Source organism: Henriciella sp. (genome assembly GCF_029937755.1).
GTDB lineage: Bacteria > Pseudomonadota > Alphaproteobacteria > Caulobacterales > Hyphomonadaceae > Henriciella.
In genome coordinates this window covers 286,011-308,618 of the sequence record NZ_JAPYPG010000002.1, presented here as the reverse complement: position 1 = coordinate 308,618, position 22,608 = coordinate 286,011, and the positions used below count along the sequence as shown (strand labels likewise).

Here is a 22,608-nt window from a genome sequence, read left to right as displayed (position 1 = left end):
TCAACATGCTCGGATTCATTCAGGCTGGCCTCAGCCACTCCTAGATCATGGTCCCGATGAGAATGCCCATCGCGAAGATGGCGGCAATTATGGAGATGATGAGAACCCAGCGTACGCCCTTGCCGGTTTCGCCCTGGCGTGCCTCATCTGTCTGGATTTTCGGGTCAGTCATGGTCTGTCCTCCTGTCGGCTTTGAAAACACCTTGTTTTCATTGCGCAAAGCAATTCAACGTTTCCCGGTCGATCTGGTTCAGTTTACCATGAAGGCAAGGACGGATGCTGTGGGTGGCAGGCTCAGTCGTCCAAGCCCAGCCGCATCTCGGTGAGATAGGGGGTAAAGCCGGCTTTCTCATAAGCGCGAATGGCTGGCTCATTGCCGGGATAGACCGTCAGGCGGACTTCGGTCAGACCGCGCTTTCGGGCCCAGTCCGTCAGGGCATCCAGCAAAACCTTGTTCAACCCACGGCCGCGCTGATCTTCGCGAACGAACATGAACCCCAGAAAGGCGTGCCAGTCCGGTGAGGTGTAATGCCGGGAGGCCTTTGTCTTCACATAGCCTGAAGCGACAAGCTCTCCATCAATCTCGACGACCATAACCTCGGCATCATCGGCGCGGATCATCTCGCCAATATCATAATAGCTGATCGGGTCGGGCTTCAGCAGGGGATCATAAGGGCGCTCGGCCCTGATGATCCCCTGCTCGAATTCGAGCAAGATCGGCAAGTCGCTCAGCGTGGCGGGCCTGATATTCATCGCCATCGATGCTGCAGACCTCCCTCCAGCCTATTCCTTCGCCTTGGCGGTCGGCTTCTTCTTTGCCGTGGCCTTCTTCTTGGCAGGCGCCTTCTTCTTTTTCGCCGGCTTCTTCTTCGCCTTTGCGTCGATCAGTTCGATCGCCTGTTCCAGCGTCACCGTGTCGGGCGTGGTGTCCTTTGGCAGGGTCGCATTGGTCTTGCCGTGTTTGACATACGGCCCGTAGCGGCCCTCATAGACGTGGATCGGCTCGTCATCGCCCGGATGCTTGCCGAGTTCCTTGAGTGGCTTCACAGCGGAGCGGCCGCCGCCACGGCTCGCCTTTTTCTCTGCAATCAGGGTCACAGCCCGGTTGAGGCCGATCTCGAACAGCTCTTCCACATTCGGAACGTTTGCGAAGGTCCGCTGGTGCTGAACATAGGGGCCATAACGGCCGAGATTCGCGAGGATCGGTTCGCCGTCTTCCGGGTGCTTGCCGACTTCGCGCGGTAGCATCAGCAGCTTCAGGGCTCGTTCGAGATTCATCGACTGCGGCTCCCAGCCTTTTGGCAGGCTGGTCCGTCTCGGTTTCTCATCTTCGCCCTGTGAGGTCTCGACATAGGGGCCGAAGCGTCCGGTCTTCAACAGTACAGGCTCGCCCGTATCGGGATGCAGGCCAAGCTCCTCGCCGTCCGGGTTGATCGCATGTTCCTTGTCATTGTCGACCGAGAAGGGACGGGTGAACTTGCAGTCGGGATAGCGCGAGCAGCCGACAAAGGCGCCATGACGCCCGAGCTTCAGTGACAGCTCGCCTTCGCCACAAAGCGGGCATTCACGTGGATTGGCTTTCTGTTCGCCGTTCTCGTCCTTTGACGGGAAGACATACGGCCCGAGCGCCTCGTTCAGTGCATCAAGCACATCGGAAACGCGCAGCTCTTTCGTCTCGGCGACAGCGGCCTGGAACTGGACCCAGAAGTCGCGCAGGAAGGCCTTCCAGTCGAGCTTGCCATCAGAGATCACATCGAGCTGTTCTTCCAGCTGGGCTGTGAAATCGTATTCGACATAACGGGCAAAGAAGTTTTCCAGGAAGGCCGTGACGAGCCGGCCCTTGTCTTCGGGAATCAGCTTTTTCTGGTCGAGGCGGACATATTCGCGGTCTTCCAGTGTCGACAGCGTCGAGGCGTAGGTCGACGGGCGGCCGATGCCGAGTTCTTCAAGCCGTTTGACCAGCGAGGCTTCCGTGAAGCGCGGCGGCGGCTGCGTGAAGTGCTGCTCGGATTTCGCGTCCTTCAGGTCGGCATGCTCGTTTTCCTGCATCTTTGGCAGGCGGTCCGAGCCGTCCTCATCATCATCGCCGTCATCCCGGCCTTCGGTATAGAGCTTGATGAAGCCATCAAATACGACGACCTGGCCGGTGGCGCGCAGCTGGGCACGCTGGTCCTTCGACATGAAGTCCAGCGTCGTGCGTTCGAAGACGGCCGCTTCCATCTGCGAGGCAACAGCCCGGCGCCACACCAGTGTGTAGAGCTTCTTCAGGTCGCCATCGCCGCGATACTCTTCCGGACGCAGGCTGAAATCGGTCGGGCGAACGGCTTCGTGGGCTTCCTGGGCGTTCTTGGCCTTGGAGGAATAACGCCGCGGTTTTTCCGGCAGGTAACGGGCGCCATAATCGCTTTCGATCTGGCTGCGTGCGGCCTGATAGGCCTCCTCGGCCATGTTGACGCCGTCGGTCCGCATATAGGTGATGCGGCCTTCCTCATAAAGCTTCTGGGCCGCCTGCATTGTCCGCTTGGCGGTGAATCCGAGCTTGCGGGAGGCTTCCTGCTGCAGGGTCGAGGTAATGAAGGGCGGCGGGGGATTGCGCCGCACCGGCTTCGATTCAACCGAGCTGACGGAGTAGCCGCCAACTTTGACCGCTTCGAGCGCGGCGGTTGCGGCTTTCTCGTCCGGCAGGTCGAACTTCTTCAGATTCTTGCCATCGAGCGCATGCAGGCGGGCCTTGAAGTCGGTCCCGTCCTTGGCGCGCAGATCCGCTTCGATCGACCAGTATTCCTGGGCAACGAAGGTTTCGATCTCCAACTCCCGCTGGCAGATGATGCGCAGCGCCACGGACTGGACACGGCCAGCCGAGCGTGAGCCTGGCAGCTTGCGCCAGAGAACCGGCGACAGGTTGAAGCCAACCAGATAGTCGAGCGCCCGGCGGGCGAGATAGGCATCGACAAGTTCCTGATCGATCTCGCGTGGCTCTTCCATCGCCTTGGTGACGGCGTTCTTCGTGATCGCGTTAAATACAACACGTTCGACCGGAATTCCCTTGAGCGCCTTGCGTTTGTCGAGCGCTTCCAGAAGGTGCCACGAAATGGCCTCGCCTTCGCGGTCGGGGTCAGTTGCGAGAATCAGCTTGTCAGCCGACTTCGTCGCATCGGCGATCTCACGGATGCGGCTGGCTGACTTGGAATCAGCTTGCCAGACCATCTCGAAATCATTGTCCGGATCGACCGAGCCATCCTTGGACGGCAGGTCGCGAACATGCCCGTAAGAGGCCAGCACCTTGTAGTCTTTACCGAGATACTTGTTGATCGTCTTTGCCTTGGCAGGCGATTCAACAACAACGACTTTCATATGGGGAACCCTCCGAAGAGCGGCGGAACTTGGGTTTCGCGAGGTGCGCTGTCAACCCGGCAGCGATGTCAGCCGTCTTCGCGATAGGCGAGAACGGTAAGACTGGCGAAGAGCGCGAAGAGCGCCGGAGACCAGGCTGCAATGATCGGCGGCAAGGCGCCGGACGCCCCGAGGCTGGACGAGAATTGCATGATGAAAAAGACACCGGTTGCAGACAGGGCCCCCACCGCGACCAGCCGGCTGGTTCCCCCAAGCCGCGACAGGCGCAGGCAGACGAGCGCGCCGATCAGACCCATTGCTGTATAGAAGACAGGAATTGCGGTCAGCCCGAACAGTCGTACGGCAAAGCGCGAGGAATCCAGTCCGGCCTGGCGGGTCTGGTCTATGAACCGGGGCAGCGTCCAGAAGCCGATCGTGTTCGGCGAGGTGAACCGGTCGAGCAGCGTGTCCGGGTCGAGATCTGTCGGGATGGCAAGGCTTTCCATCCGTTGTGGCGGTTCACCGGGCTCGTTCTCGACAAGGTCTTCGATCTGCCAGAAGCCACCGACGATGCGTGCGCGCTCGGCGTCGATCCGGCGTACGAATTCATATCGCTGTGTCGGGGCGCCATTGATGTAGACGCGGCCTTCTTCCAGCATTTTCACGCCTTCGAATATCTGACCTGTTTCGTCGACATTGTCGGCATGGATCACGATCTGCGTGTCACCGTCGCCCTGGCGGAGCCAGACATCCGTCTTGCTCGAATCCACGCGCACGCCACCCGAAACAAGCAGCTGATTGCGAAGGGATTCGAAGCTGTCGGACAGACGGGCCCCGAGCGGGTTGAGTACCATCATCGAGAAGAAGCCGAGCAGGACGCACATTACGATGAGGGGTGTGAGGAACTGCCATGCCGAGACGCCCGACGCCCGGATGACGGAGAGTTCGGAGCGGACATTCAACCGGCTATAGGCCATCATCGCTGCAACCAGAATCCCGAAGGGCAGGGTCTGTTCGATCAGGCCGGGGAGTTTCATCAGCGAGAGCTGGACCGCCACGGTTGGTGGCAGATCGACATCGCCGCCGACAGTACGTAGCTGCTCGACAACATCGACGAGCAGGATGGTGATGACAAAGATTGCCATGACAAGCGCCAGGCCCATCAGGCACTGACGGAAGATGTAAGTCTGCAGGCGGGTGGGGCCGATCATTGATACGCTCCCTGCACACGTTCAGCCTTGGGCAGCCGCCATTTGAAGAAGACCATCGAGATGCCGATGATGGTGCCAATCGGCACAAGCCACTGGCCGATATTCATCAGCACCGCGTCCCTGCTGGCCGACTGAACGGTCAGCTGAACCATGATCAGGAAGAGCGCGCAGGCCGTTGCAATCGTGATCCGTCGCGAATAGCCGCGCCGGTTAAAATCCCCGCCAAGGACAGCGGTGATCGCTATGAGCGCCATGGCAATGCTGACGAGGGGCGTTGTGAGCCGTGTGTGGGCCTCGGCCAGGAATTTTTCCTCGTCCTGCAATTCCTGGTAATTTGTCCGGTCGATCGAGACGAGTTCGTGCAGGTAGCGGTCCGACGCCTTCAGCACGACAGCATCGGAGTCGTTTATGAAGGGCGAGAGATCGAAGGTCGATTGGTCGAAATCGAGAATGGAAAGTGCGCCATTGGAATCCATCTGGTGGATCTGGCCTTCCCACATCACGATGCTCGGCACGCCATCGACTTCGACGAAGCGGCCACGTTGGGCGAGATAATCCCGCGACTCAGCGCGGTTGTCCGAAATCAGCACGCCGATCAGGTCGCCGCCGCGGGAATCCCGCGCAAAGACCGTGAGATTTTCTCCAGCCGATGTGAACTGGCCGGGACGTACCAGTGAGGAAGCGAGATCGGCCCGTGCGGCACTCACAGTCTCACGCAGGGTGCGCTGGGCGGTCGGCTGGACCCAGAGGTTCACGGTAAGGTGGGCCAGCGCAGCAAGCACAGCCAGACGAATGATTGGCGAGGCGATCTGCCAGCGTGTCATACCTGCCGCCCCTGCGACGACGATCTCGTTGTCGCGGTGCAACTTGTTCAGTGACCAGACGGTCGCGACGAACAGGGCGAGCGGTGTCAGCAGTGCGATGACTTGCGGGGCGCCCAGCGCCACGACATAGAAAAACACGAGCGCCGACTGGCGATTCTCCACGATCAGGTCTGTTTGCGAGAGACCCTGCGCAAGAATGGCAAGCAGGGTCAGCCCGCCGACAATGATGACCACAGAGCGGAAAACCTGTTTGAAGAGATAGCTCTGTATGCGTTTCATCACTGGTACGGGTGAAGTTTTTGCCTCGCGCCACTGCCTAGCGAGTTGATTGGCGCGCGTCGATGCTTAGTTTCTGCCCCAAACGGAGTTTATTCATGAAAATCACATTTGCAGAACAAGCGGATGCAGAGATTGCTGTGTTCGTCATTGATGAAGGCGGAAAGCTGCCGGAATCGGCGAAAGCCCTGGACGAGGCATCCGGCGGTCTGCTCACCGAAGCCCTTGAGCAGGAACGGTTTACTGGCAAGTCGGGGCAGCAGACCTATGCCGTCCTGCCAAAGAGTGCGTCGGCCCGGCGCGCTGTCCTGATCGGCGGCGGCAAGCCGAAAGATCGCGATGCCCGCGCGCAGGAGAAGATTGGCGCCTTGCTGGCCAAGAGCCAGGGCGGCAGCGGCTACAAGTCGCTCGCACTGCATGTCGATGATGCGGAGTTTGCCGCGCGCGCCGCAATCGGTGCCGAGCTCGCTTCCTACCGTTTCGATGAGTATTTCACCAAGCAGAAGCCTGAAGACAAGCCGAGCCTTGAAGCGTTTACCGTGGTTTGCCCCGACGAGGGCGCTGCCAAGGCTGCCTGGGCGCCGCTTGATGCGGCAGCCGCGGGTACCAGGCTTGCCCGCGACCTGATGAACCAGCCACCCAACATTCTTTTTCCGGCAGCCTTTGCCGACCGGATCAAGGAGCTGGAAAAGCACGGCCTTGAGGTCGAGATCCTCGGCGAGAAGGAGATGGAAAAGCTTGGAATGGGCTCACTCCTTGGCGTCGGGCAGGGGTCCGTGAAGGAATCCAAGCTCGGCATCATGAAATGGATGGGCGGCGCGAAGGATGACGCACCGGTCGCACTCGTCGGCAAGGGTGTTTGCTTCGACACGGGCGGCATCTCTCTGAAGCCGGGACCGAGCATGGAAGACATGCGCGGTGACATGGGCGGGGCAGCCGCTGTGACCGGCGCGATGCTGGCGCTCGCCAAGCGTAAGGCGAAAGCGAACGTGGTCGGCCTGGTCGGCCTTGTCGAGAACATGCCGGACGGCAATGCCATTCGCCCCGGCGACATCCTGACGTCTGCCTCCGGGCAGACCATCGAAGTCCAGAACACCGATGCGGAAGGCCGTCTCGTACTCGCCGATGTGCTCTGGTATGCCCAGAAGCACTTCAAGCCGAAGTCCATTGTCGATCTTGCCACCCTCACCGGCGCGATCGTCATTTCACTCGGCCACCATCATGCCGGTCTTTTCACCGACAATGATGCAATGGCGGAAGGGCTCACCAAGGCCGGCCTGGCCGAGGGTGAGCGCGTGTGGCGCCTGCCGCTCGGTTCGGAATACGACTCGCTGCTCAAGTCGAAATTCGCCGACATGCGCAACATCGGCGGCCGCGCTGCCGGCTCGATCACGGCGGCGCAGTTCCTGAAGCGCTTCGTGAATGAAGGGCAGGAGTGGGCACACCTCGATATTGCCGGCGTGGCCTGGGTCGATGGCGAGAAGTCGCCGCTCGATCCGAGCTGGGCATCCGGCTTCGGTCCGCGCCTGCTCGACCGCTGGATCGCGGACAATTACGAGGGCTGAGCATGAGCGAGGCCGGCAAGCCTGAATGGTGGTTCTACCATCTGAAGCGTACGACGCTTGAACAGGCTGCCGGCCCGTTACTTGAGAAATGTCTGGAGCGGGGCTGGCGCGTGCTTGCTGTCAGCCCCGACCTCCGCCGCCGCGGCGCGCTCGATGCCGCGCTGTGGACCTATGATGACCGGAGCTTCCTGCCGCATGGACAGGCCGAGGCCGCCGGGCTCGATCCGGAGAAGCAGCCTGTCCTCATCGCCGAGAAGGGCGAGAACGTGAATCAGGCTGCTGTGGCTCTGCTGATGGATGGAGCCGAGCTCCCGATCGATGCGCCCTTCGAGCGCTGCATGGTGATGTTCGATGATGGCGACGCGCCCGTGCGCGGCAAGGCGCGCACGCTCTACAAGGCAGCGAGCGACGCCGGGCTCACGACGCGCTATTTCCAGCAGACTGACCAGGGTGGCTGGAAAGAAGCGGGCTAGCTTCCCTTTTCACTGCCGACCGGTTTCGATAGCAGCATGATCGCCAGCGACAGCACGGTCACAATGGCGACCGTGGCCAGCACTTTTAGCGCATGTTCGGGCAGGACACCGGTCCACAGATAGATCACGCCATAAACAGCGGCGATGATCAGGCAGAAGGCGATCATCAGTCTCAGCAATCCAAGCATGGGGCATGCTCCTCCGGTTTCGCGTGGGGGCGCGGTCCGCCACGGATATACTAGCACAGCGCGACACCCTGTCAGCAGCGGTTGCCGAAGCGGGCCTCCCCGGCTATAGGCCGCGCCAGAACCATCCACACATGACGACTATCAAGGAGCCTTTCATGGCGACCCAACGTACCTTTTCGATCATCAAGCCGGACGCGACCGAGCGCAACCTGACCGGTGCCATCAATGCCGTCATCGAGAAGGCCGGCCTGCGCATTATCGGCCAGCGCCGCATCAAGATGACCCGCGAACAGGCCGAGCGCTTCTATGGTGTTCACAAGGAACGCCCTTTCTTCGGTGAACTGGTTGATTTCATGACGTCCGGCCCGGTGGTCGTGCAGGTTCTCGAAGGCGAGAACGCCGTGAAGGCGCACCGTGACGTCATGGGCGCCACGAACCCGGAAGAAGCCGCTGACGGCACGATCCGCAAGCTCTACGCAAAATCGATCGGCGAGAACTCTGTCCACGGCTCCGATAGCGAAGAGAATGCGGACCTGGAAATCCGCCAGTTCTTCTCCGAAGCCGAGATCGTCGGCTAAGCCTCACCGGCATCGCCAGATTTCAGGAAGCCCTTATCCTCAGGATGAGGGCTTTTTCTTGACCTGCTCGCAGGCGAGCGCCAGCGCATGGGGGTAAAGCGTGTGTTCCTCGACGAGCACACGATCGGCGAGCGTCTGAGGCGTATCGTCGGCAAGGATCGGCACGCGCGCCTGTGCGATAACATTGCCCTCGTCGACACCTTCGCTGACCCAGTGGACCGAGCAGCCCGCTTCCTCATCCCCTGCCTCGATGGCGCGCTTGTGTGTCTCAAGACCGGGATATTTCGGAAGCAGGGACGGGTGGATGTTGAGCATGCGCCCTTCCCAGCGGCGGACGAACCACGGCGTCAGAACGCGCATGAAGCCGGCCAGCGCGATGATGTCGACGTCATGCTCGCGCAGGGCCGCGTCCAGCGCATGTTCGAAGCTTTCACGGTCCGCATAATCCTTGTGCGGAACGGCCTTGGCCGCGACGCCATGCGCTCGGGCTGTTTCAAGCCCTTCCGCATTGGTCCTGTTGGACAGGACAAGCACGGCCTTGGCAGGATAGGTGTCCTCGCATGCCGCTTTCAGCAGCTGCTCCATGTTCGAGCCGCGGCCTGAAATCAGGATAGCGAGGCGGAGCCTGCTCATTCGGGAATGATGTCGCCGATCACCACGGGCTCTTCGCCGGTGGCACGAAGGTCTGCGAGGGCCGCCTCGGCCTGGTCAGGCGCGACAGCGAAAACAAGCCCGATGCCCATATTGAAGGTCCGGTGCATCTCGTCTTCAGCGACGTTACCTTCGGCCTGCAGCCATTCGAAGACTGGCGGCACCGGCCATGCGGCCCGGTCGAAGCGCGGGGTCAGGCCGTCCGGCAGCATGCGAGGCACATTCTCGGTCAACCCGCCACCGGTGATGTGGGCGAGTCCCTTGATCCGGCCCTTCCGGATGAGCGGGAGCGCAGCCTTGGAATACAGCCGGGTCGGTGTCAGCAGGGCTTCACCAAGCGTGGCGTTGGAGAATGGCGCACTCGCATCCCACTTGAGGCCCGAGCGCTCGACGATCCGCCGGATCAGCGAATAGCCATTCGAGTGCGGGCCTGATGAGGCGATGCCGATCAGGACGTCACCCGCCTTGATGTCGTCCAGCCGAGGGAGAATCTGGTCACGCTCGACAGCGCCGACCACAAAGCCCGCCAGATCATAATGGCCCGGCGGGTACATGCCGGGCATTTCTGCGGTTTCGCCGCCGACCAGCGCACAGCCAGCCTGCTTGCAACCTTCGGCGATGCCGGAGATCACGCTCTCCGCGATGCCTTCTTCGAGTTTTCCGCAGGCGAAATAATCGAGGAAGAAAAGCGGTTCGGCGCCCTGGGCCAGCACATCATTGGCGCACATGCCGACGAGGTCGATTCCCACAGTGTTGTGCAGCCCGGTCTCGAAGGCGAGCATCAGTTTTGTACCGACGCCGTCTGTGCCGGAGACGAGGACCGGATCCTTCCAGCCTTCCTTCTTCAGGTCGAACAGCGCACCGAAGCCGCCAAGATTGCCCATGACACCGGCGCGCCGGGTCGCCTTGGCCATGGGTGAGATGGCGTCAACAAGCCGCTCGCCTGCCTCAATGTCGACACCAGCATCCTTATAGGAAAGGGGAGTTTGATCTTTGGCACTCATGGGGAAGCGCGTTAGCATGCACGAACTGCTTCGACCAGCCGGAGAAGCGGTTCCAGATGACGCATTCGCCTGCTAGGAGTGCGGCTGAATAGAAGGAAGGGTTGCGCCCATGATTCGATTCCTGACGGCAGCATTTGTGCTGTGTCTTGCTGTATCCGTGCCGGCGTCTGCCCAGAGCCGCGACACATACACGATCCGCGACATCGAAGTGGAGGAGCAGGCAAGCTCGGTTATCGAGGCGCAGCAGCAGGCCTTCATGAGCGCCCGCATCAAGGGCGCCTACCGCATGATTGAGCGGCTGACCCTGCCTGAGGACCGCGCAGACAAGCTCGAACAGGGCGCCATCACGGCTGAGGTCGCATCGCGGCTCGCAGCCGCCGTGGATGTCGAGCAGGAAACGCGCGGCGGCAATCGTTATGTCGGCAAGCTCGCCATCGTCTACAATCCGGTCAATGTCCGCCAGTTCCTGGAAAGCCGGGGCATTCCCTATATCGACCAGCCAGCGCCCAAGGCTGTTATCTTCCCTGTGTCTGACCGCTACTCCGGATCGGTCTGGGCGGATGCGTGGCCGGACCAGTCTGTTGGCCGGCTTGCCCCGTACGAACTCTCCCGCACGCCCGGGCTTTCTTCGCGGTCGGAGTGGTTCGAGCTGGAAGAGGATGTCGATGCCGCAGGCGCGCGCCGGGGTATCAAGGCCGTGCTGCGCGGGTCGCAAGGGGCGTTCCAGGTCGACCTTTATTCGGTAACGGCGGCGGGCGAAACGCGGCTGGGGACGACGCAAAGCGTGCCAACGCTGGAGGCGGCTGTCGATGCAGCGTCCAACGTGCTCGACTATGTGTGGAAGAGCCAATCCATTGTGCGCTCGAGTGAACGTACGCCAGCGCGCTCAACCGTTTTCTTCACTTCGCTCGTCGAGTGGAACTCGCTGCGTTCGGCCATGGCGCGCTCACCGCTGGTTAGCGATTTCGTGATTGAAGGGCTGTCAAAAGGCGGTGCCGTTGTTGCCTTTGTCTATGCTGGCGATGAGCGGCGCCTTATGACCAATCTGCGCGAGCGCGGCGTCATGCTGGACACTGACCCGGATGGATGGGTGATGACATCAGCCGTCTCGCAAGGACCTTCCCTGGGTGTCGAGTGAGCGAAGAAACAGGCAAATCAAGACGACATCGCCAACTGGCCCTCGACTTTCCGGAAGCCGGTCCGCCGACGCTGGACGGGCTTGCGGTCACGCCGGCCAATCGGACAGCGCTGGCTGTTCTCAAGCGCTGGCCCGACTGGCGGACCCATACACTCGCAATTGTCGGCCAGCCGAAGTCGGGTCTGACAACGGCTGCGCGCGCCTGGGCAGAGCATGCGGGCGGTGAAGTCATTGCGGCGAAAACCTTCGACAAACTCTCTCACAAGAAGGTTGAGGCGCTCGCCGGAAAGCCGGTCGCGATCGATCCGGCAGATCAGGTCAGGAATGAAGATAATCTCCTCTCGCTGATCAATCTGTCCGCGCGTCTCGGCGGTTCGGTCGTGCTGACCGGCCAGAAGGCCCCGGCGCTATGGCGGGTGAAGCAGCCTGATCTCGCGTCACGACTGAAAGCGATGACGCTGGTCGAACTGGCGCCGCCGGATGATGAGATGGTCTCTGTGCGCCTGCATGCCGCCATGAAGAAGCGCTTCCTGAAGCTGCCGGAAGACGTCGAGGCCTATCTCCTGCTGCGCATCGAAAGAAACTATGCCGCGCTTGAGACTTTTGTTGAAAGCCTGCAGGAGATGGCCGAAGGTCGAGAAGTCACCGTGCCCCTCGCCCGCGAGGTGCTGGATGACCAGGACGGAACGCGACCGCTATTCGATGACGGGGAAGACTGATGCCGGAAGCCGACTCCGAAACGAAATCGACGCAGAAACCTGTCGCAAAAACAGCGCTGGATGCAGCAATGATGAAGAGCCCGCAGCGTTTCCTCAACCGGGAGCTTTCCTGGCTGCGGTTCAATGAGCGCGTGCTGGAGGAAGCGCACAACATAAAGCATCCGCTGCTTGAGCGGCTTCGCTTCCTCTCGATCTCTGCGAGCAACCTCGATGAGTTCTTCATGGTCCGGTATGCCGGCCTGCGTGAGCAGTTGCGTGCCGGTATCACGCGGCAGAGCCAGGAAGGCATGACGCCCGCCCAGCAGGTCGAGGCGATCGAGAAGCAGTCCGCCAAGCTGATGGAAGCGCAGCAGGCTTGCTGGAAAGACCTCCGCGAATCCATGGCTGAGGAGAAGATCGACGTCCTCAGGATGAGCGATCTCTCCAAGACAGATATCAGCTGGCTACGTGAGCATTTCGAGCAGAATGTCTTCCCGATCCTCACCCCGCAGGCTGTTGATCCCGCGCATCCCTTTCCGTTCATTCCCAATCTCGGCTTCGCGGTGGCTTTCCAGCTCGTGCCAGAAAAGGCGGGCGGTGAGGCGATGGTCGGGCTCGTGCCGATGCCGGCCTTCTCGCCACGCTTCATCCGCTTGCCAGAGCGTTCGAAGAAGAAGGCGGTCCGCTTTGTCCGGCTGGAAAGCGTCATCGCCCAGTTCATGGACATGCTCTTTCCTGGCTTCAGCTCGTCGGGCCACTGTGTGTTCCGCATCGTTCGCGACAGCGACATCGAGATCGAGGAAGAAGCTGAGGATCTCATCCACGAATTCGAAATCCTGCTGAAGCAGCGCCGGCGTGGAAGGATCGTGCGGATTCACATTGATGGCGATGCGCCTGAACAGCTCGAGACCTTCATCACCCGTGAGATCGGCGCTGAACCGCGTGACATCATGGTCCTGCACGGTCTGCTGGGGATGAAAAGCCTGTCGGAACTGATCATCGAGGACCGCGCCGACCTGCAATACAAACCGTATGAGCCACGATACCCTGAGCGAATTCGCGAAATGGGCGGGGACTGTTTCACGGCCATCCGGGCGAAGGACTTCATTGTCCACCACCCTTACGAATCCTTCGATGTCGTGGTGCAGTTCATCCGTCAGGCCGCGATCGATCCGGATGTCATCGCGATCAAGCAGACACTCTACCGGACGACGCTGAATTCGCCCATCGTATCGGCGCTCATGGAAGCTGCGGAGATGGGCAAGAACGTCACGGCGCTGGTCGAGATCAAGGCCCGCTTTGACGAGGAGACCAATCTCCGTCTCGCCCGAGACCTTGAGCGCGCCGGCGTGCAGGTTGTTTACGGTTTTATCGACTACAAGACGCACGCGAAGGTCTCGCTGGTCGTTCGTCGCGAGGGCGAGAAACTGCAGACCTACACCCACTTCGGCACGGGCAACTACCATCCCGTCACGGCGCGTATCTACACAGACCTGTCGCTCTTTACGGCAGATCCCGCGCTTGGCCGCGACGCCAACAAGCTCTTCAATTACATTACAGCCTATCGCGAACCCCCTGACGTGGCGCCGGATTTCGAGAAGATCGCCATGTCGCCCCGGACGCTCGAGACGAGGCTGGTCGAGCTGATCGAGAAGGAAGCGGCAGCCGCCCAGGCCGGAAAGCCCTCGGGCATCTGGGCAAAGATGAACTCTCTTGTCGACGGCGACATCATCGACGCGCTCTACAAGGCCAGTCAGGCCGGCGTGCCGATCATTCTCATTGTGCGGGGCATTTGCTGTCTCAGGCCGGGCGTGGAGGGCCTGTCAGAGAACATCCAGGTCAAGAGCCTGATCGGCCGCTTCCTTGAGCATTCGCGCATCGTCTGTTTTGCCAACGGCGACAATCTTCCGTCTCCGAAGGCGAAAGTTTTCATTTCATCTGCCGACTGGATGCAGCGGAATTTGAAGCGGCGCGTTGAAGCTCTGGTTCCTGTGGAGAATCCGACCGTCCACAGGCAGGTGCTCAATCAGATCATGATCGCGAACCTGAACGACGACGAACAAAGCTGGGAGATGGACGGCGATGGCGGATTCCACCGGCTCAGGCCGCCGGACCGGGGAGAGGGCTTCAGCGCCCACCGGTACTTCATGGAAAACCCGAGCCTTTCCGGCCGCGGCAACGCGCTTGTCGTCAGCATTCCGCCGCGTCTTGCCCCAAGGAAGCGGGGCAAGTCCTGAGATGCGGCCAGCGCTCGAACCTCAGAAATCCGCCGTGGTGGATATTGGTTCGAACTCCGTGCGTCTGGTTATCTATGAAGTGACCGGTTCGGCGGCGCTGCCGTACTTCAATGAGAAGGTCTTGGCCGGCCTTGGCCGTGGCCTGCCGGAGACCGGCAAGCTTTCTCCCGACGGCGTCAAGGACGCGCTGGCGGCCCTTCGCCGCTATCGGGCCATCCTGGCCGGCCTCGGTGTCGATGAGGTTATCGCTGTGGCGACAGCCGCCGTCCGGGAAGCCGAGGATGGCGCTGACTTCGCAAGACTCGCAGCCTCTGAACTTGGCGCGAAGCTGCATATCCTGTCCGGAGCGGACGAAGGCCGGCTATCGGCATTCGGCGTACAGGTCGGCTTTGATCAGGCTGACGGCATCGTCGGGGACCTTGGTGGTTCCAGTCTCGAATTCCATGCAATCTCGCCGCACGGAGAAGCACCGCCCGGCGAGACCCATCCACTGGGGCCGTTTTCCCTGTCCTTTGATGAGAAGGTAAAGCCCGCCGACCGGCGCAAGGCGATCCGCAAGGTGCTGAAATCTTCCGGCCTCCTCACCACGGGCGCCCGGCGCCTTTATGCCGTGGGCGGCTCATGGCGCGCGATTGCCAGCGTGCATATGGACATCACGGCTTATCCACTCGGCATCCTGCATGGCTACCGGATGAACGGGCAGGCGGTCCGCCATGTTGTGCGTGAAATCCTGTCGACACAACGCGACAAGGAGATGGCCGCGAAGATTTCCTCTATCGTCGGGCGCCGTTATGACACGATTGTCCATGCGGCCCTGGTGCTGGACGAAGTGTTCGATATGGGTGGCTTCAAGGAAGTCGTCATTTCGGCCAATGGGCTACGGGACGGGGTCCTGTTCGATCAGCACAGCCCCTCGCTTTTCGGTCGAACGGAAGTACCGGCCGGCGACCCGCTGATTGACGGCGTGGTCGCCTATCTCCGGCTGGATCATGCCCAGTACCAGTTCGGCGAGGCCCTGCTCGATTTCGTTCATCCGATCCTACCCAAGGGGACGGGGCGCGAGCGCATCTATCGGGCGGCCTGTCTCGCGGCCGATTGCGGGGGCCGTTACCACCCCGATCATCGCCCCGACATGGCCTATTACCTGCTCTTGCGGGCGCCAATCCCGTGTCTCAGCCATGAAGATCGCGTCCTGCTCGCGCACGCGACAGGCCTTCGCTACACGCACAAATTCCAGCGGCCGAAGGACTTTACCCGGTTCGGGCGGGAATCGGACGAACAGGTCGCACGGGTTCTCGGCGCAGCCATGCGGCTGGGCGCAGCCTATTCCGGGCGGTCAGCGACTATGCTGAAGCAGGCGAGCCTGAAAGCCACCAAGTCAAAACTGATCCTTGAAGTCGATGCGGGCTGTGAGGACATGGTCTCAGCGACGGTCGAGAAACGTCTCGGCCAGCTCGCAACATTCATGGATCTCGATGCCCAGGTTTCCATCGCAGAGACAATTGACCATTAGCCCTCCGGTTCGAAAAGCCTGACCTGTCCATTCTCGAAGGAGAGCGCGAGATTGCCTGTCAGCAGGGCCCGCGCCTTCTTTCCGAAGACATCGTGGCGCCAGCCCGTCAGAGCGGGAATGTCGTCCGAGGTCTCACCGCGCGCGATACGTTCGATATCAGCCGCGTTGGCGATAAGGCGGGGCACCACGTTGATCTCGTCGCTGACAGCCTTCAGCAGGACCTTCAGCATTTCCGGTGCACCGGCGGGCGTTTGCGGGTTCTGCTGGCGCTTCGGCAATTTCGGCGCATAGGCGTCCGGATCGGCCAGCGCAGCCTCGACGGTTTCGACCAGACCGTCGGCTGTGCGCGATCGGATGAAACCGTTCGGCACGGCCCGCAGCCGGTCGAACTGGTCCTGTGATTTCGGCTTCTGGTCGGCGATCTCCTGGATCGCTTCGTCCTTGAGGATGCGGCGGCGCGGCCGGTCGATGGTCTGCGCCTGGCGCTCGCGCCATTCGGCCACGGCGGCGAAGACGGCCAGATAGTCCTTGTGGGTCTTGCGGAATTTCAGGCGCTGCCAGGCATTCTTCGGATCGGTGTCATAGACCGCCGGATCGGAGATGTCGGCCATTTCGGTGGCGACCCAGTCCATCCGGTCGAGCTTTTCCAGTTCGTCCCGCATCCAGAGATAGGCATCGCGCAGGTGCGTTACGTCCCCGAGCGCGTATTTTAGCTGTTTCTCCGAAAGCGGGCGGCGTTTCCAGTCGGTGAACTGGCTTGATTTGTCGATATGACGGCGCAGTACGCGCTGGATCAGATTGTCGTAGGAAATCGAATCACCAAGTCCCAGCGCCATCGCGGCGATCTGGGTGTCGAAGACGGGGGCTGGCGGGGTGCCGATCAGGCGGTTGAAGATTTCCATGTCCTGGCGGGCAGCGTGCATGACCTTCACCCGGCTGGTATCGGCCATGAGATCGAGGAAGGGCGAAAGGTCGATTCCCTTCGCCATAGGGTCGATCAACCCTTCCACACCGGGGGCTGACGCCTGGATCAGGCAGAGCTCGGGCCAGAACGTCGTTTCGCGGTGAAACTCCGTATCCACACAGATGAAATCGCCCGAAGTCAGGTTTTCGCAGAACTTTTGCAGCTCTTCCTGCTCTGTAATCGGCGTCAATGTCTTGTCAGTCATGGCGCGCACGCGTATCGCATCCGCACAACAAAGGCGAGGGGCTGCTTGCTGAAAGCGTGTCCCTCCCGGCAAACAATCCTCGGAGCGAGAGAATGCACGCATACCGCTCGCACACTTGCGGCGAACTTACGAAGGCTCAGGTTGGCGAATCCGTCAAGCTGTCAGGCTGGCTGCACCGGCGTCGCGACCATGGTGGCGTCATGTTTATCGACCTGCGCGATCATTACGGTCTCACACAATGTGTCTTCAATCCCGGTACGCCCGGGTTTGAGACGGTTGAATACCTGCGCGCCGAGAGCGTCATCACGATCGAGGGGAAGGTCGTCGCCCGCGAGGATTCGCTCATCAACCCGAACCTCACCACCGGTGAGATCGAGGTCGTGGTCTCCGGTGTCGATGTTCAGTCGCGCGCTGCCGAGCTGCCGCTGCCGGTCTTCGGGGAGCCGGACTATCCGGAAGACATCCGTCTCAAGCACCGCTATCTGGACCTTCGCCGTGAGACGCTGCACGCAAACATGGTGCTGCGCAGTGAAATCATTACATCGCTTCGCCGCCGCATGGTCGAGCAGGGCTTTACCGAATACCAGACGCCCATCCTCACGGCTTCCTCACCGGAAGGGGCGCGTGACTTCCTTGTGCCGTCGCGTCTGCACCCGGGTGAGTTCTACGCGCTGCCGCAGGCGCCGCAGCAGTTCAAGCAGCTGCTCATGGTGTCGGGCTTTGACCGTTACTTCCAGATCGCGCCCTGTTTCCGCGACGAGGATGCCCGCGCCGACCGGTCGCCGGGTGAGTTCTACCAGCTCGATATCGAGATGAGCTTCGTCACGCAGGACGATGTCTTCAACGCCATCGAGCCTGTCATGCGGGGCGTCTTCGAGGAGTTCGCGGACTGGCAGGGCAAGGGCCGCACCATGCCGGACGGTCCGTTCCCGCAGATCCCGTATGCGGAAGCCATGGCGAAATACGGTTCCGACAAGCCGGACCTGCGTAACCCGATTGAGCTGGCGGATGTCACCGACTTTTTTGCCGATGACAGCAAGACCGGTTTCTCGATCTTCGCCAAGATCATTGGTGGCGGCGGCAAGGTCATCGCTATCCCGGCCCCGAAAGCGGCTGAACAGAAATCCCGCAAGTTCTTCGACGATCTCGACAAGTGGGCGAAGAAGGAGATGCAGGCGCCGGGTCTCGGCTATGCGCGTCTGAAAGAGGCCGATGGCGGTGGTGTCGACAGCCAGGACCCTGTCCTGAAGAATTTCGACCCCGATCACCTGAAAGCCTTCCTCGATCACTTGGGGCTTGGTTCGGGCGACGGTATCTTCTTCTCTGCCGGCAAGCATGAGGCCGCCTACAAGCTCGCCGGTGCCGCTCGCACCAAGGTTGGTGAGGATCTCGACCTTATCGAGCAGGGCGTCTTCCGCTTCTGCTGGATTGTCGACTTCCCGATGTATGAGTGGGACGAGGACAACAAGAAGATCGACTTCTCCCACAACCCGTTCTCGATGCCGCAAGGCGGGCTGGAAGCGCTGGAGCAGGCCGATACGGTCGAGAAGCAGCTCGACCTCAAGGCCTTCCAGTACGACATCGTCTGCAATGGCATCGAGCTTTCCTCCGGGGCCATCCGGAACCACCGTCCGGACGTGATGCTGAAAGCTTTCGAGCTGGCGGGCTACGGCGCGGATGTGGTCGAAGCCGAGTTTGGCGGCATGCTGAATGCTTTCCGCTATGGCGCCCCGCCACATGGTGGTATCGCGCCGGGCGTGGACCGGATCGTCATGCTGCTTGCCGAAGTCGACAATCTCCGCGACGTGACGCTCTTCCCGATGAACCAGCAGGCACGTGACCTGATGATGGGCGCGCCCTCGCCGGTCGATGAGAGGCAGCTCAAGGAACTCAACATCCGGCTTGCGCCTCAGGTCAAGAAAGACTGACCGGTCAGCCGCCGTAAAACACAAAGGGCGCCTCCATGGGGCGCCCTTTTTAGTTATCGGGAATCTCGAAGGGGCGCTATTTCAGGTCGACCAGCAGCGTTCCATCAAGCGGAACACAGGCGGTCAGGTTCAGATTCGCCGGGACCTTGCTGAGAGGACCGGCACATGCGCCCTCGAAATTCGCTTCACTGAGACCTGTCGCGCCGGTGAAATCAACTTCCATCAGCCGGACATTGGAAAAGTCGGCGCCGTCCAGTCGCGCACGCTTGAAAGAGGCACCGGTCATCGTGGTGTTTGTGAACAGGGCATCTTTCAGCTGGGCGTTGTCAAAGATCGCCAGAGAGACATTGGCGCCGGAAAAATCTGCGCCCTGGGCATAGGCATCGGTGAGATTGGCCCGGCGCAGGGTTGCTCCGTTAAGGCGTGCGCCGCGCAGCTTCACATCAAGCATGACAGCGCGTGAGAAGTCGCTGTTGAGAAGGCTAGACTTGTCGAAGCGGGCCTCGGTCAGCTCGGCATCAATGAAGCTCGATCCGTCAAGCACGGCCTGGCGGAAATCGGTAAACTCCGCGATGGCATGGGTGAAGTCGACATCGATCCCGCGCGTGGCGCGCAGCAGCGCTCCCGACAGGTCCGCTCGCGGATAATTTGCGTTGGAGATGTCCCATCCCGACATGTTCCGCCCGCGCAGGTCACACCCCTCGCAGGATCCGCCATAGGAAGGGGCCCAGGCGACCCGGGTCGAACTGTCCTGGCTGTTTCCCACGCCCGCCGGCAGAACGATCGCGGCAAGCAGCGTGGCAAATATGATCTTGTTGCCGGTTCTGAACATGACCGTACTCTATTGTCCCCTCGCCACCCAACGAACTGAAATCCGTGTAATGCCTGCATACAGCAGAAGGGTGTGGCGCAATCGCCTCACCTTAATACGGCGTCAGCACGCCGGAACAGTCAGTTCCTTTGGCAGCATTGTCGAATTGTCCCCACACGCCTTGTCCAGCTGGTGCTGGGAAAGTCCCTCGGCGATAGACAAATCAGCGCCAGAAATGTTGGCACCTGTCAAGTCACTACCCTTGAGGGAGGAGCTGCCGAAATATGTGCCCACAAGTATAGCGCGTTGCAGATTTGCATTGGTGAAGTTCGACCGGGTGAACCGGGTACCAAACAGATTGGCCACGGAAAGATTTGTCCCGCTCAGGTTCCAGCCATCGAATGTGGACAGTTGCATGTCGGACTGCCGAAGCCTTGCCCCTGAAACATCGACGTTTTCGAGATCGAGATAGGCCAGGTCCGCCTGGAAGAGGTTGCAGCCCGGGCAGGACTGTCCGGCCTGAACACGCGCGATTTCGCCAGCGTCCTGCGCGGCGGCCGGAAGCAGGCTTATAGCCAGGAAAGCGGCGGTAACAAATTGTTTCATCATGACACATCCAAGGGGGCGAGTGTTCTCCTGAGAGGGGAACTCGCAATCGGCTTGCCAAGACGGGAGGCCCGAAAGCGCTTTCTAGCTGAAGACACTTTCCGGGCTCGTTTCAGCGCCGCAGGTCTCGCAATGGATCGTGTCCTCGTCCGGTAGCTCGGTCAGTGTGAAACTCTGACAGTTGGGGCAGGGCTGGGGCAGATAGGCGGGGTCGTCGTGGTCATCGGACAATTCGCCTTCCACCGCCGCCTCGTCGCGCTCGGCGCGCTTCTTGTCGAGGATAACGATATTGTCCGGCAGCTGCCCGCGCGAGAAACCGCGCGAGATGAACTGTACGGCCTCCTCGGGGAGCGGCTGCGGCCCCTGGCGTGTACCGTCCTTCAGCCCGCGGCCGAGCCCGTCATGGCTGACATCCTCACCCACCTCGGCCAGATCCTCGCGGGCAAGGTAGGAGATGGCGAGCTCGCGGAAGATATAATCGAGAATGGACGTTGCCTTGGCGATCCGGTCATTCCCGGTGACTTCGCCCGCCGGTTCGAAACGCGTGAAGACGAAGGCATCGACATATTCATCCAGCGGCACGCCATATTGCAGGCCGAGGGAGACCGCGATTGCGAAATTGTTCATCAGCGAGCGGAAGGCGGCGCCTTCCTTGTGCATGTCGAGAAAGATCTCGCCCAGTGAGCCGTCGTCGAATTCGCCGGTATGGAGATACACCTTGTGGCCGCCGACCGTGGCTTTCTGGATATAGCCCTTGCGCCGGTCGGGCAGACGGGAGCGCTGGATGCCAGCCTGGGCCGGCATTGGTCCTGATGCGGCAGCGGGCCCGGGATCGTCCATTTCGGCAGCGAGGTCTTCGGCAAGCGATGTGATGGCGGCCATACGATCAGAAACCGTGCTGTCCTCCTCACCTGACTGGGCAGCCAGGTACACCGCCAGGCCTGCCTCAAGCGCGCTGGCAATCTGTGCGGTTGTCCAGCCATCGGCCTCCACCATCATGCCGGCGCAGAGCTTGCGCGCGATGCCGGCCGTCGAAATCGCGAAGCCTGTCTCATCTGGCAGGACCGCCCCGGCAGCCTGAAGTGCCGACCGGGCGGTGGTTTCCGCGAGGCCGCTCAGGGCGGCGTCCAGCGCCACGACGGCTTCGGCAGAGAAGCCGACAGCCCGGAGAAGGGCCCTGCCGTCCGTGTCAAAGGCTTCCGGCGCCAGCTGCAGATCCTTGACGATGACATCATCGCCCAGCACCCAGCGGGAGAAAGCTGCCGACAGCGGCAGGCCTTCGCGGAAGGCGTTGGTGATGCGCGACAGCGCCTCGTCGGAAAAGCCGCGGCTGCGAAGCGTGTCGCGGCTGAGGCCCGGCAGGGAGTCGATATCGCCAGCCTCTTCAAGCGCCGACTGTACGGCTGCAAGATCATCCGGCCTGTCCGACAGCATCAGACGGACGGGTTCGCTCAGATGCGTGAGGCCATCATCGTCGCACACCGTAAGGGCGCAATGGCCCGAGAGGCCGTCGCTGGCTGGCAGGAATGGAACAGCTGCATCGGCCCGGAAAGGCGCAATGGCGATAGTGATCCCATCGACAGGCTGGATTTCCAGCGCCGGGTCCACGCCCAGCCGGGCCGCGTCTGCCTTTGTAAGGGTGTTTGTGCCGGCAATGGTGGCTACAGCCGCGATCAGCGCCGCGCCGCGTTTTGCCAGGTCGGCTTCGCCATGCGGGGCCAGTGACAGCGCACCGGCTGCGATACCGTGAAGCAGAAGGCTGAGCGGCGCCTTAACCTCGGTCATCTCGCGCGCGGCTGTGATGGTTTCGCGCAGCATGGCAATCTCCAGACCGCCCTCGCCGACAAAGGCTGCAAGGTCGATTGCGAGGGCCGGAGGCCCTGCATCGAGCGTAAAACCGCCAATGCAGAGCGCTACACCGCGAGCCCGGGCCACGGCAATCGCACCGGCATTTGCTGCATAGTCTTCTGCATCAAGGGCTACAGGCGCAGCGGCGGGGACAGCCATGGCGTTGAGACGAAGATGACGCTCCAGACCCGGAAAGCCATCCGGGTGACGCAAGCCTGCCTCGATTAGCGGTTCGGGCAAGCCGGAGACCATGGCTTCTGCAAGGTCCGCATTGCGCGGCGCATCGCCCAGCTGCTCGACCAGATCGGCAAGACCAAGACTGGTGCGCCGGGCGAGGTCGAGGCTCTGCTGGGACTCTATCGCCATTGCCAGACGGTCTTCACAATCCCCGGCTGCATCGCCTGCCGGGACCGGCATCAGCCGGCCCAGCGGCATGACCGGGCTGATCCGTCCGGCGTCAATGGCAGCGGTGAGAAGGTCGTTGGCGGATGTCTGGCGGCTCATGGGCACTTCCTTCAAGGCTTCGAACTCCTGTAACGCCTCCGGCAAGGCGCGCG

General features: G+C 61.3%; 20 protein-coding genes. 8 read left to right on the top strand and 12 right to left on the bottom strand.

Annotated elements, in window-relative coordinates:
• Positions 1 to 40: 40 nt before the first annotated feature.
• From Q1K29_RS06860 to Q1K29_RS06840, 5 genes are all read right to left on the bottom strand, one after another.
• Entirely contained in the window at positions 41 to 172 is a 132-nt protein-coding gene (locus Q1K29_RS06860) for a hypothetical protein (RefSeq protein ID WP_300392421.1), read from the bottom strand.
• A gap of 122 nt (positions 173 to 294) precedes the next feature.
• A complete protein-coding gene (locus tag Q1K29_RS06855) occupies positions 295 to 753 on the bottom strand; it encodes a GNAT family N-acetyltransferase (protein ID WP_300392417.1) in 459 nt (152 codons plus the stop codon).
• Between the two features lie 30 nt (positions 754 to 783).
• Complete coding sequence (gene topA / locus Q1K29_RS06850; RefSeq protein WP_300392414.1) at positions 784 to 3,354, bottom strand: type I DNA topoisomerase; 2,571 nt, start codon at positions 3,352 to 3,354, stop codon at positions 784 to 786.
• A gap of 68 nt (positions 3,355 to 3,422) precedes the next feature.
• Positions 3,423 to 4,544 (bottom strand): LptF/LptG family permease, encoded by a 1,122-nt coding sequence (locus Q1K29_RS06845; protein ID WP_300392411.1) that lies wholly within the window; start codon positions 4,542 to 4,544, stop codon positions 3,423 to 3,425.
• Positions 4,541 to 5,647, bottom strand: a complete 1,107-nt coding sequence (locus tag Q1K29_RS06840; protein ID WP_300392409.1) for an LptF/LptG family permease — start codon at positions 5,645 to 5,647, stop codon at positions 4,541 to 4,543. The genes Q1K29_RS06845 and Q1K29_RS06840 overlap by 4 nt, the downstream gene beginning before the upstream one ends.
• Positions 5,648 to 5,742: 95 nt before the next feature.
• On the opposite strand from Q1K29_RS06840, the gene Q1K29_RS06835 reads away from it, so the two are divergent.
• A complete protein-coding gene (locus Q1K29_RS06835) occupies positions 5,743 to 7,209 on the top strand; it encodes a leucyl aminopeptidase (protein WP_300392407.1) in 1,467 nt (488 codons plus the stop codon).
• A gap of 2 nt (positions 7,210 to 7,211) precedes the next feature.
• Entirely contained in the window at positions 7,212 to 7,682 is a 471-nt protein-coding gene (locus tag Q1K29_RS06830; RefSeq protein WP_300392404.1) for a DNA polymerase III subunit chi, read from the top strand.
• On the opposite strand, the gene Q1K29_RS06825 is transcribed toward Q1K29_RS06830, so the two are convergent.
• The gene (locus tag Q1K29_RS06825) at positions 7,679 to 7,870 is read right to left on the bottom strand and encodes a hypothetical protein (RefSeq protein ID WP_300392401.1); all 192 of its coding nucleotides are present in this window, start codon (positions 7,868 to 7,870) and stop codon (positions 7,679 to 7,681) included. The two genes, Q1K29_RS06830 and Q1K29_RS06825, sit on opposite strands and share 4 nt — an antisense overlap.
• A gap of 155 nt (positions 7,871 to 8,025) precedes the next feature.
• On the opposite strand from Q1K29_RS06825, the gene ndk reads away from it, so the two are divergent.
• Positions 8,026 to 8,448: a nucleoside-diphosphate kinase gene (gene ndk, locus Q1K29_RS06820; RefSeq protein ID WP_300392398.1), complete on the top strand. Its 423-nt coding sequence runs from the start codon at positions 8,026 to 8,028 to the stop codon at positions 8,446 to 8,448.
• Between the two features lie 39 nt (positions 8,449 to 8,487).
• Here ndk and purN read toward each other — a convergent pair whose 3' ends face one another.
• Both purN and purM read right to left on the bottom strand, forming a co-directional pair.
• Positions 8,488 to 9,081 carry a phosphoribosylglycinamide formyltransferase gene (gene purN, locus Q1K29_RS06815; RefSeq protein ID WP_300392395.1) on the bottom strand — a complete coding sequence of 198 codons (594 nt, stop codon included), beginning with the start codon at positions 9,079 to 9,081 and terminating at the stop codon, positions 8,488 to 8,490.
• The gene (gene purM, locus Q1K29_RS06810) at positions 9,078 to 10,103 is read right to left on the bottom strand and encodes a phosphoribosylformylglycinamidine cyclo-ligase (RefSeq protein ID WP_300392393.1); all 1,026 of its coding nucleotides are present in this window, start codon (positions 10,101 to 10,103) and stop codon (positions 9,078 to 9,080) included. Before purM ends, purN begins: the two co-directional genes overlap by 4 nt.
• A gap of 109 nt (positions 10,104 to 10,212) precedes the next feature.
• Between purM and Q1K29_RS06805 the strand changes: the two genes are divergently transcribed.
• The 4 genes from Q1K29_RS06805 to Q1K29_RS06790 are packed head-to-tail and all read left to right on the top strand — an operon-like array spanning position 10,213 to position 15,689.
• Positions 10,213 to 11,241: a hypothetical protein gene (locus tag Q1K29_RS06805; RefSeq protein WP_300392390.1), complete on the top strand. Its 1,029-nt coding sequence runs from the start codon at positions 10,213 to 10,215 to the stop codon at positions 11,239 to 11,241.
• Complete coding sequence (locus tag Q1K29_RS06800) at positions 11,238 to 11,960, top strand: hypothetical protein (protein WP_300392387.1); 723 nt, start codon at positions 11,238 to 11,240, stop codon at positions 11,958 to 11,960. The genes Q1K29_RS06805 and Q1K29_RS06800 overlap by 4 nt, the downstream gene beginning before the upstream one ends.
• Positions 11,960 to 14,176, top strand: a complete 2,217-nt coding sequence (locus Q1K29_RS06795) for an RNA degradosome polyphosphate kinase (RefSeq protein ID WP_300392384.1) — start codon at positions 11,960 to 11,962, stop codon at positions 14,174 to 14,176. The genes Q1K29_RS06800 and Q1K29_RS06795 overlap by 1 nt, the downstream gene beginning before the upstream one ends.
• 34 nt (positions 14,177 to 14,210) lie before the next feature.
• Entirely contained in the window at positions 14,211 to 15,689 is a 1,479-nt protein-coding gene (locus tag Q1K29_RS06790) for a Ppx/GppA family phosphatase (protein WP_300392381.1), read from the top strand.
• Here Q1K29_RS06790 and rnd read toward each other — a convergent pair.
• Positions 15,686 to 16,858 carry a ribonuclease D gene (gene rnd, locus Q1K29_RS06785; RefSeq protein WP_300392378.1) on the bottom strand — a complete coding sequence of 391 codons (1,173 nt, stop codon included), beginning with the start codon at positions 16,856 to 16,858 and terminating at the stop codon, positions 15,686 to 15,688. The genes Q1K29_RS06790 and rnd overlap by 4 nt on opposite strands.
• Positions 16,859 to 16,950: 92 nt before the next feature.
• On the opposite strand from rnd, the gene aspS reads away from it, so the two are divergent.
• Positions 16,951 to 18,786 carry an aspartate--tRNA ligase gene (gene aspS / locus Q1K29_RS06780; protein WP_300392376.1) on the top strand — a complete coding sequence of 612 codons (1,836 nt, stop codon included), beginning with the start codon at positions 16,951 to 16,953 and terminating at the stop codon, positions 18,784 to 18,786.
• Between the two features lie 76 nt (positions 18,787 to 18,862).
• Here the strand turns inward: aspS and Q1K29_RS06775 are convergent, their stop codons facing one another.
• The 3 genes from Q1K29_RS06775 to Q1K29_RS06765 form a co-directional block, all read right to left on the bottom strand.
• Complete coding sequence (locus Q1K29_RS06775) at positions 18,863 to 19,618, bottom strand: pentapeptide repeat-containing protein (protein WP_300392373.1); 756 nt, start codon at positions 19,616 to 19,618, stop codon at positions 18,863 to 18,865.
• 102 nt (positions 19,619 to 19,720) lie between these two features.
• Entirely contained in the window at positions 19,721 to 20,206 is a 486-nt protein-coding gene (locus Q1K29_RS06770) for a pentapeptide repeat-containing protein (RefSeq protein ID WP_300392370.1), read from the bottom strand.
• An 81-nt stretch (positions 20,207 to 20,287) separates the two neighbouring features.
• On the bottom strand, positions 20,288 to 22,555 hold the full coding sequence (locus Q1K29_RS06765) for a hypothetical protein (protein WP_300392368.1): 2,268 nt from the start codon (positions 22,553 to 22,555) through the stop codon (positions 20,288 to 20,290).
• Between the last annotated feature and the right edge of the window lie 53 nt (positions 22,556 to 22,608).

What these genes read in the sequence shown, in the direction of transcription:
- Q1K29_RS06860 (WP_300392421.1), bottom strand. Translation starts at nt 172, where the DNA reads ATGACTGACCCGAAAATCCAGACAGATGAGGCACGCCAGGGCGAAACC.
- Q1K29_RS06855 (WP_300392417.1), bottom strand. Translation starts at nt 753, where the DNA reads ATGAATATCAGGCCCGCCACGCTGAGCGACTTGCCGATCTTGCTCGAA.
- topA (WP_300392414.1), bottom strand. Translation starts at nt 3,354, where the DNA reads ATGAAAGTCGTTGTTGTTGAATCGCCTGCCAAGGCAAAGACGATCAAC.
- Q1K29_RS06845 (WP_300392411.1), bottom strand. Translation starts at nt 4,544, where the DNA reads ATGATCGGCCCCACCCGCCTGCAGACTTACATCTTCCGTCAGTGCCTG.
- Q1K29_RS06840 (WP_300392409.1), bottom strand. Translation starts at nt 5,647, where the DNA reads ATGAAACGCATACAGAGCTATCTCTTCAAACAGGTTTTCCGCTCTGTG.
- Q1K29_RS06835 (WP_300392407.1), top strand. Translation starts at nt 5,743, where the DNA reads ATGAAAATCACATTTGCAGAACAAGCGGATGCAGAGATTGCTGTGTTC.
- Q1K29_RS06830 (WP_300392404.1), top strand. Translation starts at nt 7,212, where the DNA reads ATGAGCGAGGCCGGCAAGCCTGAATGGTGGTTCTACCATCTGAAGCGT.
- Q1K29_RS06825 (WP_300392401.1), bottom strand. Translation starts at nt 7,870, where the DNA reads ATGCTTGGATTGCTGAGACTGATGATCGCCTTCTGCCTGATCATCGCC.
- ndk (WP_300392398.1), top strand. Translation starts at nt 8,026, where the DNA reads ATGGCGACCCAACGTACCTTTTCGATCATCAAGCCGGACGCGACCGAG.
- purN (WP_300392395.1), bottom strand. Translation starts at nt 9,081, where the DNA reads ATGAGCAGGCTCCGCCTCGCTATCCTGATTTCAGGCCGCGGCTCGAAC.
- purM (WP_300392393.1), bottom strand. Translation starts at nt 10,103, where the DNA reads ATGAGTGCCAAAGATCAAACTCCCCTTTCCTATAAGGATGCTGGTGTC.
- Q1K29_RS06805 (WP_300392390.1), top strand. Translation starts at nt 10,213, where the DNA reads ATGATTCGATTCCTGACGGCAGCATTTGTGCTGTGTCTTGCTGTATCC.
- Q1K29_RS06795 (WP_300392384.1), top strand. Translation starts at nt 11,960, where the DNA reads ATGCCGGAAGCCGACTCCGAAACGAAATCGACGCAGAAACCTGTCGCA.
- rnd (WP_300392378.1), bottom strand. Translation starts at nt 16,858, where the DNA reads ATGACTGACAAGACATTGACGCCGATTACAGAGCAGGAAGAGCTGCAA.
- aspS (WP_300392376.1), top strand. Translation starts at nt 16,951, where the DNA reads ATGCACGCATACCGCTCGCACACTTGCGGCGAACTTACGAAGGCTCAG.
- Q1K29_RS06775 (WP_300392373.1), bottom strand. Translation starts at nt 19,618, where the DNA reads ATGTTCAGAACCGGCAACAAGATCATATTTGCCACGCTGCTTGCCGCG.
- Q1K29_RS06770 (WP_300392370.1), bottom strand. Translation starts at nt 20,206, where the DNA reads ATGATGAAACAATTTGTTACCGCCGCTTTCCTGGCTATAAGCCTGCTT.
- Q1K29_RS06765 (WP_300392368.1), bottom strand. Translation starts at nt 22,555, where the DNA reads ATGAGCCGCCAGACATCCGCCAACGACCTTCTCACCGCTGCCATTGAC.